At 69.8% G+C, this 12,920-nt stretch carries 10 protein-coding genes; 4 read left to right on the forward strand and 6 right to left on the reverse strand.

Features of this window, described 5'->3' with window-relative positions:
• The first annotated feature begins 60 nt into the window (after positions 1-60).
• From LZ198_RS39650 to LZ198_RS39665, 4 genes are all read left to right on the forward strand, one after another.
• Positions 61-588 (forward strand): DivIVA domain-containing protein, encoded by a 528-nt coding sequence (locus LZ198_RS39650; RefSeq protein WP_253977368.1) that lies wholly within the window; start codon positions 61-63, stop codon positions 586-588.
• A gap of 9 nt (positions 589-597) precedes the next feature.
• Positions 598-894 (forward strand): DUF167 domain-containing protein, encoded by a 297-nt coding sequence (locus tag LZ198_RS39655; RefSeq protein WP_253977369.1) that lies wholly within the window; start codon positions 598-600, stop codon positions 892-894.
• A 16-nt stretch (positions 895-910) separates the two neighbouring features.
• Positions 911-2,140, forward strand: coding sequence for a peptidase MA family metallohydrolase (locus tag LZ198_RS39660; protein WP_253977370.1), 1,230 nt, complete (start codon positions 911-913; stop codon positions 2,138-2,140).
• Positions 2,141-2,317: 177 nt separating this feature from the next.
• Positions 2,318-2,860, forward strand: coding sequence for a hypothetical protein (locus LZ198_RS39665; protein ID WP_253977371.1), 543 nt, complete (start codon positions 2,318-2,320; stop codon positions 2,858-2,860).
• Positions 2,861-3,173: 313 nt separating this feature from the next.
• Here the strand turns inward: LZ198_RS39665 and polA are convergent, their stop codons facing one another.
• The 6 genes from polA to LZ198_RS39695 all read right to left on the reverse strand — a co-directional run.
• On the reverse strand, positions 3,174-5,906 hold the full coding sequence (gene polA, locus LZ198_RS39670) for a DNA polymerase I (protein WP_253977372.1): 2,733 nt from the start codon (positions 5,904-5,906) through the stop codon (positions 3,174-3,176).
• Between the two features lie 45 nt (positions 5,907-5,951).
• Complete coding sequence (locus LZ198_RS39675; RefSeq protein WP_253977373.1) at positions 5,952-8,183, reverse strand: FHA domain-containing protein; 2,232 nt, start codon at positions 8,181-8,183, stop codon at positions 5,952-5,954.
• A 6-nt stretch (positions 8,184-8,189) separates the two neighbouring features.
• Positions 8,190-9,974 carry an ATPase, T2SS/T4P/T4SS family gene (locus LZ198_RS39680; protein WP_253977374.1) on the reverse strand — a complete coding sequence of 595 codons (1,785 nt, stop codon included), beginning with the start codon at positions 9,972-9,974 and terminating at the stop codon, positions 8,190-8,192.
• Between the two features lie 155 nt (positions 9,975-10,129).
• Positions 10,130-11,578, reverse strand: coding sequence for a type II and III secretion system protein family protein (locus tag LZ198_RS39685; protein WP_253977375.1), 1,449 nt, complete (start codon positions 11,576-11,578; stop codon positions 10,130-10,132).
• A gap of 33 nt (positions 11,579-11,611) precedes the next feature.
• The gene (locus LZ198_RS39690) at positions 11,612-12,148 is read right to left on the reverse strand and encodes an A24 family peptidase (RefSeq protein ID WP_253977376.1); all 537 of its coding nucleotides are present in this window, start codon (positions 12,146-12,148) and stop codon (positions 11,612-11,614) included.
• A 103-nt stretch (positions 12,149-12,251) separates the two neighbouring features.
• Positions 12,252-12,920 (reverse strand): FHA domain-containing protein (locus LZ198_RS39695; RefSeq protein WP_253977377.1); only part of this gene is annotated, 669 nt, incomplete at its 5' end.

Consider the following 12,920-nt stretch of genomic DNA (forward strand, 5'->3'; position numbering starts at 1 on the left):
GCCCCGGGCCCACGGGCCGATTCCTGGAGATGTCGCCGCCCTGCGCTAGACTCCCGGCGCATGAAGATCACCCCGCTCGACATCCGGCAGAAGCGGTTCGACACGGCGCTGCGAGGCTTCTCCCGCCGCGAGGTGGAGGCCTACCTCGAGCTGATCGCCGGCGAGTTCGAGGAGGTGGTGAAGGAGAACATCGCGCTCAAGGAGGAGCTCAAGCGCACCCAGCTCAAGCTCGAGCAGCATCAGGAGCGTGAGCGGACCCTCCAGGAGACGATGGTCACCGCCCAGCGCATCAGCGAGGACCTCCAGGCCGCCGCCAAGAAGGAGGCGGAGATCATCATCGCGGACGCGGAGCACCAGGCGGAGAAGATCGTCCACGGCGCCCACCAGCGCCTGGTCCAGGTCGTCGAGGACATCAACGAGCTCAAGCGCCAGCGGACCCAGTTCGAGTCGCAGGTGCGCTCGGTGCTGGACGCCCACCAGAAGCTCCTGGAGACCTTCAAGAGCCCGACCTTCGCGGACCGCGACTACGCCCGCGTCGAGGACAACGTGGCCTACCTGTCCCAGAAGAAGGCCAACGCCAGCGAGTAGTCCCGCCCCATGGCCGCCGCCTGGCTCAAGCCCCTGCCGGATGGCGTGGAGCTGGCCGTCCTCGTCCAGCCGCGCGCCTCGCGCACCCGCGTCGTGGGCGAGCACGACGGTCTGTTGAAAATCCAGCTCGCCGCCCCTCCCGTGGATGGCGAGGCCAACGCCGCGCTCGTCGAGTTCCTCGCCAGACAGCTCGGCCTGTCCCGCCGCGACGTCACCCTCGTGGCCGGTGACGCGTCGCGCCGGAAACGGGTCCGCCTTGCGGGGATTGATGCGGCGCGAGTCGAGGCTGTTATGTCTGGGGGATAGCGAGGGCTATTCCCCCATGCGCCACCTGCTCGTCCTGCTGCTGTTGCTGATGGCCATGCCCCGGGCGTGGGCCCAGACCCTGGCGGATGGCGCCACGCCGCACTCCCACGCGACCGAGGCGCTGGTGGACGACGTGGTGCTGGTGCCCCACGCGCCCCCCGCCCTCGTCACGGGCGAGGTGACGACGCGGCGCTTCCGCATCCTCCACACCGCCGCGGCCGCGGTGGCGGCGAAGGACCTGGCGGAGCAGATCGAACCGGTGCGCGACAGCTTCGGGACCATCCTCGGGAGGGACTGGCCGGGGGTGACGGAGGTGCGCCTGGGCGTGGGCCGCGAGGAGTTCGAGGCGCTCGCGCTCCCCGGCGGCAAGCCCCCGGGCTGGGCGGTGGCGCTCGCCTACCCCACGCATCAAATCATCCTGCTGGACGCGCTCAGCCTGCACGCCCCGGACGGCCAGCAGACGCTGCGCCACGAGCTGGCCCACGTGGCGCTGGGCCAGTTGGCGAAGGGGTGGCCCCGCTGGTTCCAGGAGGGCGTCGCGCAGAACGTCACCGGGGAGCGCTTCTCCATCACCCACTACTCCGCGCTCTTCCGGGCGGTGACGCAGGAGCGCGTCTTCCACTTCGAGGACCTCTCCTCGAGCTGGCCGGACGTGCCGGCCGACGTGGAGATCGCCTACGCGCAGAGCGCCGCGTTCGTCGCGCACCTGTCCGCCCGGTACGGCCCCGTGGCCATGGGACAGTTGGTGGACGGGGTCCGCGCCGGCGAGCCCTTCGAGACGGCGTTCGGCAAGGCGTTCCACACCTCGTTGTCCGTGGAGGAGGCCGGCTGGCGTGACGGGCTGGCCGCGCGCTACGGCTGGCTGCCGCTCACCACCAGCTCCGCGATGCTGTGGCTGACCGCCTCCGTCCTCTGTGTCATCGCCTTCGTGCGCCGCCGCAGCCAGAAGGCCCACCGGCTGGCGGAGATGACCGCGCAGGAGGCCGCGGACGAGGCCGCGCTGCGGCTGATGCTGGCCTCGCAGGCCGCCGACGCGTCCACCCCGCCGGGGCTGGCCCGCAGCGCGCCGGAGAACGACTGGTCGGACTGGACGATCTCCCCCGCGCCCAGTCCCCCCGAGCACGCGGAGGGCCCCGCTCCGACGGACAGCCCCTCGGGTGAGTTCGCCACCGGCCCGGAGCCCACCGGATCCGGCCCGGGCGACGAGCACGCGGAGCGCGCGCCCGCCAAGCCCACGCTCCACTAGGACGGCCAGGCCACCGGGCGGCCCCTCCGGTCCGCTGGACAGGACTACAAGCGCCGGACGGGAGTTTTTACCTGCCGCCTCCAGGCACGTCGGGGGACGGCGCTCCAAGGCGCTGATATTCCTGGAAGCCGCTTCCTCCGGGCGCTGGCAGCCGCCTTGCTATGGACTCAGTCCGCGATGCGGAAGGCACCGGACATGAGCGAACGCGGAAGAAAGGCAACAGGACTGGCGCGGTTCTTCCGCCAGCAGCCGGATCGCATCGCGGCGCTGTGGCGCCGGATGCGGCTGACGGTGCACGACGCGGATCCCGCACAGATGATGCTCAGCCAGCTCGACGGGTTGGTGGAGGCGTTCATCCGGGAGATTGGCGTGACGCTCGAGGGGGACGACACGAGCCCCTGGAGCCGGACGAAGGCGGTGCTGCGGCTGTCGCCGGAGCGCGGGGCAAGGGCCCTGCACGAGGAGTTCGCGGCGCTCAGGCGCTGCCTGGTGGATGCCTCGGAGGTGTTGGGCGGGGGGGAATGGGAGAAGGAGCGCATCAACCGCTCGGTCGACGAGGCCGTGGACTCGGCGGTGGCGCTGCTCCAGAAGCTGAGGGATTCCCGCGTGGAGGGGCCTCGGGTGCCCTTCGGCGGATTGGTGGTGGAGTACTTCGAGCGTCCGTCGCGCGTGCGGCACGTGCCGCCCGGCGCGAGAGATGGACGCACCGCGATGCATTGAGGGCGGGTGGTCGGAATTGCCGACCCGTCCGGCTTGACGCTCCACTCTGGGAGGGTCCGAGGCCGGCGGGAGGGAGTGTGTCCGGGGTGGGGGCCCCGTGACGCGCACTGTGGGGACGCGTGCTCCCGCTGGGGAGTGGTGAGCGCGCATCGCGAGCCGCTGGCAAGACGCGTGGATGGGGGTCCGCGCGACTCGCCGGTCGGACGGGTCGGCGTGTTTGTGGGTCGGGGACGACGTGCGGGACTGAAGGTGTGAGCGAGCGGGGCCGCGGGGGGAGCGTCTACGGGGGTGGGCGCTCCTCCCGCGTTGTTTTTCAGTGGGCGTCCGCCCAGCTGCGGCCCGCGCCCACGTCCACCTTGAGCGGCACCTTGAGGGAGGCGACCCCGGCCATGCCACTCGCGGCCAGGGCCTTCACCTGCTCGACCTCCGCGTCCGGCGCCTCGAAGAGCAATTCGTCGTGCACCTGCAACAACATCACCGTGGAGAGCTTCGCCTCGCGCAGCGCCGCGTCCACCACCAGCATGGCCTTCTTGATGAGGTCCGCGGCCGTGCCCTGGATGGGCATGTTGATGGCGGCCCGCTCGGCGGCCTGCGCCACGCCCCGGTTCTTCGAGTTCAGGTCCGCCATGTACCGGCGCCGGCCGTAGAGCGTCTCCACGTAGCCCGTCTTGCGGGCCGTGTTGACGGTCTCCTCCAGGTAGCGCCGGATGCCGGCGTAGCGCGTGAAGTAGCGCTCGATGATGTCGCGCGCCGTCTCCTGGGGGATGCCCAGGCGCGTGGACAGGCCATGCGGGGACAGGCCGTAGGCGATGCCGAAGTTCACCATCTTCGCCACCCGGCGCTGCTCCCGGTCCACCTGGTCCGGCGCCACGCCGAACACCTCCGCGGCGGTGCGGCTGTGCACGTCCTCGTCGTTGCGGAAGGCCTCGATGAGCACCGCGTCGTCCGCGATGTGCGCGAGCAGCCGCAGCTCGATCTGGCTGTAGTCCGCGCTGACCAGCTGGTGGCCCGGCGAGGCCACGAAGGCGCGGCGAATCTCCCGCCCCAGCTCCGTGCGCACCGGGATGTTCTGCAGGTTCGGGTCCGTGGAGGACAGGCGCCCGGTGGCGGTGGCCGCCTGGTGGTAGGTGGTGTGGATGCGCTTGTCGCCCGCCACCAGCGTGGGCAGCGTGTCCAGGTAGGTGCTCTTGAGCTTGGACAGGCTCCGGTACTCGATGATGGCGTTGGGCAGCGGGTGCTCCTCCGCCAGCTTCTCCAGCACCTCCTGGTCCGCGGACGGCCCCGTCTTGCCGCGCTTGATGATGGGCAGCTTCAGGTCCGTGAAGAGCACCTGCACCAGTTGCGGGTTGGAGCCGATGTTGAACTCGCGGCCGGCGTGCTTGTAGACCTCCTTCACCTGCGCGTCGACGGCGGCGTCGACCTTCACGGAGATGCGAGCGAGTTCGGCCGTGTCCAGCACGATGCCCTGCTGCTCCATGCGCGCGAGGATGGGCAGCAGCGGCAGCTCCAGCGTGCGCGCCAGCCCCGCCAGCTTCGCCTCCTCCAGCTCGCGCCACAGCTCCGGCGCCAACCGCCGCGCCGCCTCCGCGCGCACCGCGAAGCCCAGGGCGAGCTCCTCCGGTGAATGGTCCGCGAGCGCCCGGTCCTTCTTCCCCCTCCGCCCCTCCGCCGCGGGCGGCAGCGGCGGCAGCTCCTGCTGGAGCCGCTCGCGGGACAGGTCCGCCAGCGCGTGCTCGCGCCGCGACGGGTTGAGCAGGTAGCTGAGCAGCTCCACGTCGTCGTGCGCCCCGGCCAGCGTGAGGCCGTCGTTGGCCAGCACGAGGGTGAGCGCCTTCAGGTCGTGCCCGCCCTTCTTCACCGCGCCGTCCTCCAGAACGGCGCGGAAGGCGGCGGTGAAGGCTTCGGGCCGCACCTGCGCGGCGCCGAGCACCGAGTGGCGCAGCGGCACGTAGCGCGTGCCACCCTCCGGCAGCGCCACGCCCAGCCCCACCAGCTTCGCGGCGAAGGGCATGCCCTCGTACGCGGGAATCAACGACACGGCGCCCGCGGCGCGCGCCGCCTCCGCCAGCGCCTGCAGCTCCGCGTCCGTCGTCACCAGGGTGGTGGCCGCGGGCAGCGGGGCGGGCTTCTCCTTCGACGACTCGGTGTCCGCTGGGGCACCACCGGGCCCCGTCTGCGGCAGCTCCTTCAGGAGCGCGTAGAACTCCAGCTCGGTGAACAGCTCCCGGGCCCGCGCCGCGTCCAGCTCCCTGCGCGCCAGGTCCTCCACGCGCGCGTCCAGGGGCAGGTCCAGCTTGAAGCTGACGAGCTGCCGGGCGCGCAGCAGGCTCTCCTTGTGCGAGGCGATGGCCTCGCGAATCTTCGGCTTCTTCACCTCGTCCAGCCGCGACAGCAACGTGTCCACGTCGCCGAATTGCTGGATGAGCTCCGTGGCCGTCTTGGGGCCGATGCCCGGCACCTTGGCGACGTTGTCCACCGAGTCACCGATGAGGGCCTGGTAGTCGCGCATCTGCCGCGGCTCGATGCCCAGGCGGGCCTTCACGTCGTCCGGCGTGGTGTGCACGTCCTTCATCGGGTCGAACAGGCTCACCTCCCCGTCGACGATCTGGATGAAGTCCTTGTCCCCGGTGACGACCTGGACGCGGAAGCCGCTCGCCTTGGCCCTCTGGGCCATGGTGCCGATGACGTCGTCCGCCTCCCAGCCCGGCATCTCCAGCATGGGCAGGTTGAGCACCTCGCCCACGCGCCGGATGAGCGCGAACTGCGGCACCAAGTCCTCGGGGGGGCCCTCGCGGTGCGCCTTGTAGGTGGGGTCGATCTTCTGACGCTCGACGCGGCTCTCCTTGTCGAAGGCGAGCGCGACGTGCGTGGGCTTCAGGTCCCTCAGCGCCTTGAGCACCATGCGCGTGAAGCCGAGCACGGCATTGGTGGGCACGCCCTTGCTCGTCGTGAGCGGGGGGATGGCGTGGTAGGCGCGGAAGATGAAGCCGGAGGCGTCGATGAGGACCAGGGTGGGCGCGGGGCGCGGGGGGCTGGTGTCGGCCATGCCCCGCTGCCTAGCGCGCCCGCCCCGCCCTGTCCACGCCGGCCGCTACGGGCAGCCCAGCTCCTTCTTCTTGTCCACGACCATCTCCTCGACGCCGTCGCCCTTGACGGCGAAGTCCAGCGCCGCGGCCAGGTCCGGGCAGCCACCCGCGCCCCGGAACGTGTTGAGGGCCATGGTGGAGCAGAAGCCCGCCGCCTTGTTCAGGTCCGGATTGCCCGCGTAGAAGCCGAAGCCCAGCTTCCACATCTTGCACGCGCGCCGCTTGTCGTCGCGGTCCGCCCAGTGCTTGCCGCGCTGGTAGGACTTGTCCGCCATGTCCGCCAGGATGTTGCGGCGGTAGAACGACGGCTTGGACTCGGCCAGCTCCATCATCAGCGACTTGTCGACTTCCAGCGCCTCGCGCAGCGGATCCGCCGCCTTCTCCGGATCATCCCCGGCCAGGTAGCTCTGACCCGCCTTGAAGAGCTGGTCCACCGTGGACATCGTCTTCATCATCTCGTCCGCGGCCGCGTGGAACTGGGCGTTCTCGTAGTTGGCGCGCAGCTTCTGCAGCGTCGCGAGCGCCTCGCTGCCTCGGCCGGCCCAGTAGTCCATCATGGCCGCCTGCATGAGCTTGTTGGGGAAGCGCCGCTTCGCCGCCTCCGCGACCACCGCCTTCGGGTCCACGGCGGTGGGGCCCAGGTCCTCGTCGCGCTGCGGGCAGACCCACGGCGCGGGGTTGGGCTCCAGCTTGTGGCGCGCGATGAGGAACTTCACGAAGAGCGGGTCCTTGGGCCGCCACTCGTTCTTGCGCAGCCGGCCCTCCAGGCTCAGCGTGAAGCCCAGCGGCGGCTGGAGGTCGTCGCGCGACTGCCCCCTGCACCACACCTCCATGTACGTCTGGCAGCGAGGCACGGCGGCGCTCCACTGCGAGTCGCGCAGGTACCGCTTGCAGTCGTCCAGCGAGCGCTTCGTCACCGCCTCCTCGGCCTCGGTGCTCTTCGACCGGCTGCGGCGGTAGTACTCGCTCTCCTTCGGAATCTTGCGGAAGAACGAGAGCGCCTCCTCCGGCTTGAGGCGCGCCATCAGCTTCTCGCCCTGGCTGTAGTTCTCGAAGGCGGCCTTCTCCACGCGGATACGGCGGATGAGGGAGTTGCCCTCCGCGTTGATGGGGTCCAGGTCCAACGCCTTGGAGCAGGACTGGTCCGCCTTCTCCCAGTTGGGCGCGCCCAGCTCGCTGGACGCGAACGAGCGGCACTCGCTCAAGAGGTCCTGCACCAGGGAGGCAGGGTCCTGCACCGCGCCCCCGCCCATGGGGCCGGTCGGCGCGACGGCGCCGGGGCCGCCCATCACCGACTTGGCGATGCCCGCGACCACCAGCAGGCCCACCACCGCCCCCCCCACGACGAACAGCTTCTTGCGGCGCCCGTCCCCGCCCTCGTCCCCGCCCGCCGCGGGCCGTCCGCGCCCGCTCGCCGCGGAAGCCCCGCGCCTGGGCACGGCGTCCTGGGGGCCCTCGAACGTCATCTCCACCACGCCGAACTGGAGGACGTCGCCGGGCTGGAGGTCGATCGGATCGGGCCCCAGCGGGTCGCCGTTGAGCAGCGTGCCGTTCGCGCTCCCCAGGTCCCTCGCGAGCACCGCGCCGCCGCTCACCTCGAGCTCCGCGTGCTTGCGGCTGACCGAGTCGTCCTCGAGCACGATGCCCGCCGGAGGCACCCGCCCCACGAGCACCTTGCCCTTGAGCGGATACGTCTTGCCCGCCCACGGGCCCACCATGCCGCGCAGGATGGGCCCCGCCGCGGCGCCTCCCGCCGGCAGGGCGCCCACCGGACGCGCGGGGCGCTTGGCGAGCGCCGCCCCCGCCGGAGGCGCGCCGCCCGCGGGCTTGGCCTTGATGCTCGGGATGGCCCGCGTGGCCCGCGCGCCACCGGCCTCACCGCCCACGGGCACCGCGTCCGCCCCCGGGGGCTTGGCGGCCTTGCGCGCACCCGAGGAGCGCGCCGCTCCCGACGCCGCCTTGAGGCTCAGGGTGTAGTCACCCAGCACCACCTCGGACTGGGGCGTGAGGGCGGTGGGCTCGGCGATGCGCTCCCCGTTGACGAACGTCCCGTTCGCGCTGCCCAGGTCCTCGATGTAGACGGTGCCGCCTTCCGAGTAGACCCGCGCGTGCGTGCGCGACACGCCGCCTTCGGTGAGGAGGATGTCCGAGCCCTGCTGGCGTCCCAGCTTCAGCTCTCCCGAGACCTCGTGTTCGTTCTCCGTGCCGTCAGGCAACCGGACGACCAGGGTGGCCATTGCGCGTCAGTCCTCGCGGAAGATGCTCATGTTGACGGGGATGCCCTTGCGCTGAAGCTCGTCGTAGAACTTCGGCACGAAGCCCGACGCCACGAACCGACCCCGCACCTTGTGGTCCTCCGTGAAGCCGTCCTGCTTGTAATAGAAGATGTCCTGGAGGGTCACGATGTCGACCTCCATGCCGGACACCTCGGTGACGTAGCAGATCTTCCGCGTGCCGTCCGAGAAGCGCGTCTGCTGGACGATCATGTGGACGGCGCTGGCGATCTGCTCGCGGATGGCCTTCACCGGGAGGTCCATGCCGGACATGAGCACCATCGTCTCCAACCGGGCGATGGCGTCGCGCGGCGTGTTGGCGTGGAGCGTGGTGAGCGAGCCGTCGTGGCCCGTGTTCATCGCCTGGAGCATGTCCAGCGTCTCACCGGAGCGGCACTCCCCCACGACGATGCGGTCGGGGCGCATGCGCAGGCAGTTCTTCACCAGGTCGCGGATGGTGATGGCGCCCTTGCCTTCCAGGTTGGGCGGACGGCTCTCCAACTGGACCCAGTGGTCCTGGGGGAGCTGCAGCTCCGCGGCGTCCTCCACCGTGACGATGCGCTCGCTGTCCGGGATGAAGGAGCTGATGATGTTCAGCGTCGTCGTCTTCCCGGAGCCCGTGCCGCCGGAGATGACGATGTTGCGCCGCGCCTTGACGCACATCTCCAGGAACTCCGCCATCTGCGCGGTGAGCGTCTTGTACTTGATGAGGTCCTGGATCTTCAGCGAGTCCTTCTTGAACTTGCGGATGGTGATGCAGGGGCCCTTGAGCGCCAGGGGCGGGATGATGGCGTTGACGCGGCTGCCGTCCTTGAGGCGCGCGTCCACCAACGGGCTCGACTCGTCGATGCGTCGCCCGATGGGCGCCACGATGCGCTCGATGACGCCGAGCACCGCCTGGTTCGAGGAGAAGGTCTTCTCCGACAGGGTCAGCTTGCCCTTGCGCTCGATGTAGATCTGGTTGGCGTGGTTCACCATGATCTCGCTGATCTCGTCCGACGCGAGGAACGCCTCGAGGGGCCCCAGGCCCAGCGCCTCGTTGATGACGTCGGTGAGCAGCTCCTCGCGGTCCACGTCCTCCGGAAGCTCTCCGTCCGCCTCCATCTGGTCGATGATGTCGCGGATGGCCTTCTCGGTGCGCCGCCACAGCTCGTCGTCACCGAGCCGGTCCATGTCCATGCGGCGCAGGTCCAGGTACTCGATGAGCCGGTCGTGGATCTCCTTCTGCAGGCGCGTGTAGCGCTCCAGCCGGGGGTCCACCTTCTTCTTGTTCTTGGCCAGCGCGGAGGCCATGGAGGCCGGCATGCGGCCCGCGGCGGGGGCCTGCGGCGGCGGAGGAGGCGGCTCCTCCTCCTCGTACTGCTCCTCCTCCTCGTACTGCTCCTCCTCCGGCGGGTACTCCTCGCCCCCGTCGTCGTAGGCCTCCTCCTCCTGGCCAGCGCGCGTCATCGCCGGGCCGTCGTCCGCGAGCGGCTCCACGTTGATGATGTAGTCGCCGATGTAGATCTGGTCGGTCGGCTTGAGCACCTGCGGAGCGGCGATCTTCTTGCCGTTCACGAAGGTGCCGTTCGTGGACTTCATATCCACGATGATGCACTTGCCGTCCTTGGCGACGATGCGGGAGTGATACTTCGAGACATTGCCCTTCGCGAGCATGATGTCGTTGCCGGGCAGCCGACCAATGGTGATCTCCGGCTTGTGGTACTCACGCTGCTCGGTTCCGCCGCCCTTTTCCGCGAGGGTAATCAGAAACATGGGACCCGATGCTAGCAAGCCCCACTTCCACCTCAAAGCGCCAGCCGCACCAAGACACACGCCCGCAACGCCGACGGGCCGGCCTCCGCCCCCGTCGAGGGGATGAGACCGGCCCGCCATGAGGCCCGCGGAAGGCGCCGTGAGCGCCCGACGCGTCAGTCGAAGATGTTGAAGTTCACCTCGGACCGGGCCTGCTTGTAGCGGCTCTTCACGTCCTCGATGATGGTGCGGACCTTGTCCGAGTCCGGGTTGACGATGCGCGGCGTGACGAAGATGACCAGCTCGCGCTTGGTCGAGTCGAAGCCGCGGCTCTTGAAGAGCTCGCCGACGATGGGGATGTGACCCAGGCCCGGAATCTTGGACACGGACTTCTGCTCGTCGTGGCTGAACACGCCGGACAGGACGATGGTCTCGCCGTGGCGGACCGTCACGTTCGTCTTGACCTTGCGGGTGCGGAAGCCGGGCACCGTGGACGAACCACCGATGGACACCGCCACCGAGGTGTCGATTTCGGAGGCCTCGGCCTCGATCTCCGTCTGGATGTTGCCGTTGCGGTCCGCGGTGGGGCGCAGGTTCAGGATGACGCCGTACTTCTTGTACTCGATGGAGAACTGGTTGTTGGTGATGAGCGGGATGGGGACCTCGCCGCCGGCGAGGAACTCCGCCTTCTCACCGCTGGCGCACACCAGCTTGGGCTGGGCGAGCAGGCGGCCGTAACCGTCGTTGCCCTGGAAGCCGATGGAGAAGTCCGCGCCCGCCGTCAGGCCGATGTTGGAGCCGCCCTGCCCGAAGGTGCCCGGGAAGAGCTCCTGGGTGATGGTGGCCGCCGCGGAGGCCGAACCCGTGATGTCGAACGGGTAGCGGATGCCGTAGCGGTCGCGGCTGTTGCGGCGGATTTCGACGAACTGCACCTCGGAGAGGATCATCCGCTTGATGCCGACGACGAGCAGGTTCTCCACCTTCTCGCCGATGGCCTTGGTGATGAGCTCCGCCTTCTGGAGGTCCTGCTGGCTCTCCACGGAGCCCTCCAGGAAGATGGTCGCGCCCACCACGTTGGCCTGCACGTTCTTCAGGCCCGCCTTCTGGAACGCCGCGTTGAGGTTCTGCGCCACCAGCTTCTTGGCGTTGGGGGCGATCTTCACGAACGACTTCACGTTCGGATAGAGGCTCACCACCTGCTCGATGCGGTCCGCGTCCTGGGTCGTGTAGGCCTGACCGTCCAGGTAGATGCGGTCACCCACCATCCGGACGGAGACACCTTCGATCTCTCCCAACAGGCGCTTGATTTCGGAGATGACCTCATTGGGGTCCTGCTTCCGGACCGCGACCGTATAGCTGACGCGCTGCCCCGTGGACTTCCACACGAGGAGCGTCGTCTTGCCTTCGGCCTGGCCGGTGATGAGCAGCTGTCCGGAGCCGAGCGTCTTCACCTCGGCGATGGATGGATCACCGAGCGCCACCTTGCTGAGCCCCGGGATGGTGAGCACCTTCTGGGCGCCCACTCCGAGGCTGACGATGCTGCTGTCCTGCGCCAGGGCGGAGCCGCTGGCCACCAGGGCAACGAGCGTGCCGAGCATGGCCGCATGCGTGAAGCGTGTGAACATCGTGCGTGTCCCCTCTTCCAACAAGTCTCCGAACTAACCCAAGCTCTCGTGCTGCCACCACAGCGCCCAGAAGGTTCCGAGCGCGATGGCCACCCCATACGGGATGTGACGCTGCGCGGCGGGCTGCGCGTCCTCGCGCGCCAGGTGCAACCGCACCGCCCATCGCCGGAAGACCGCCGCCACCGTGTCCCACGCCGCCCCCTGCCACAGCAGCGTGATGACCGCCTGCATGGCGCCTACCAGGGAGATGAAGGCGGCCGCCGCCATCGACGCCGGGAAGCCCAGCACGGCGCCCACCCCTCCCATCAACTTCACGTCGCCCCACCCCATCCGCCCCCTCGCCGCCGCCGGCACCAGCAGCAGCGCCAGGCCCACGCCCGACACCAGCCCGCTGACCAGCCCCGTCCTCAAGTCACCCACCCCCTCGGTGGCGAGGCGCACTCCCAGCCCCACCGCCATCAGCGGGTACGTGACCACGTCGAGGATCTGCCGGCGCAACACGTCCGTCACCAGCGAGATCACCAGGGCCACTCCAAGGACCGTCCACAGCGCGATGTGTCCAGGCGTCATCCGTCGCCTGTCCCGTCTGCGTCCAGGCGTCCGGTATCAAACCAGGGACGCCCCGAGCCCGTCAATTGGCGAACAGCCGGATTGACCCAGGAAGCGGTCGCACTCACCGGACGAGAAGGCGGATCTTCTCGCTGCAGATGAAGTATTCGTCCCCGTCCTCGATCTTCCGGCGCTTGATGCGGGCCTTGTTGAACCAGGTCCCGTTGGACGAGCCGAGGTCCTCGATGATCCAGTCATTGCCCTCCAAGGCGATGACCGCGTGCTCACGGGAGACCTTGCCGGAGTTGATGACGAAGTCGCAGTGCTTGCCGCGACCGATGACGAAGCGCTCCTTGACGATGCGCTCCTGCTCCCCCGATTCGGTGACCAGGTAGAGCGCGTTGCCCTCCTCCGCGAGGTCGTCGGCGGGCTCGTCCTCGGGCTCGGCCTGCTCGTCCTCCATGGGCGGGTCCTCGGGCTCGGGCAGCGGCTCCTCCTCCTCCTCGACCATCTCGTCGTTGGGGGGAGGCGGCTCGTTCTTGCCCTTGATGAGGCGCTCGAGTTCGGCGGCGGTCTCCAGGACGCGCTCGGCGACCTCGCGGCGCACCGGGTCGTTGTCCAGGCCGTTGGCGGCGGAGCGGTCCTCGGACGGGGCCCGGCCTCCCCCACGGGGAGGAGGCGGCGGCGCCTCCAGCTTCGGGGCCGGCGCGGGCGCCAGCACGGGCGGAGCGGAAGGACGGGCAGCGGGCGCGGCGGCCACGGGCGCGGGGCGCGCCGCGGCCACCGGGGCGGG

Origin of the sequence: Myxococcus dinghuensis (genome assembly GCF_024198235.1) — a bacterium.
Taxonomy (GTDB): Bacteria; Myxococcota; Myxococcia; order Myxococcales; family Myxococcaceae; genus Myxococcus; species Myxococcus dinghuensis.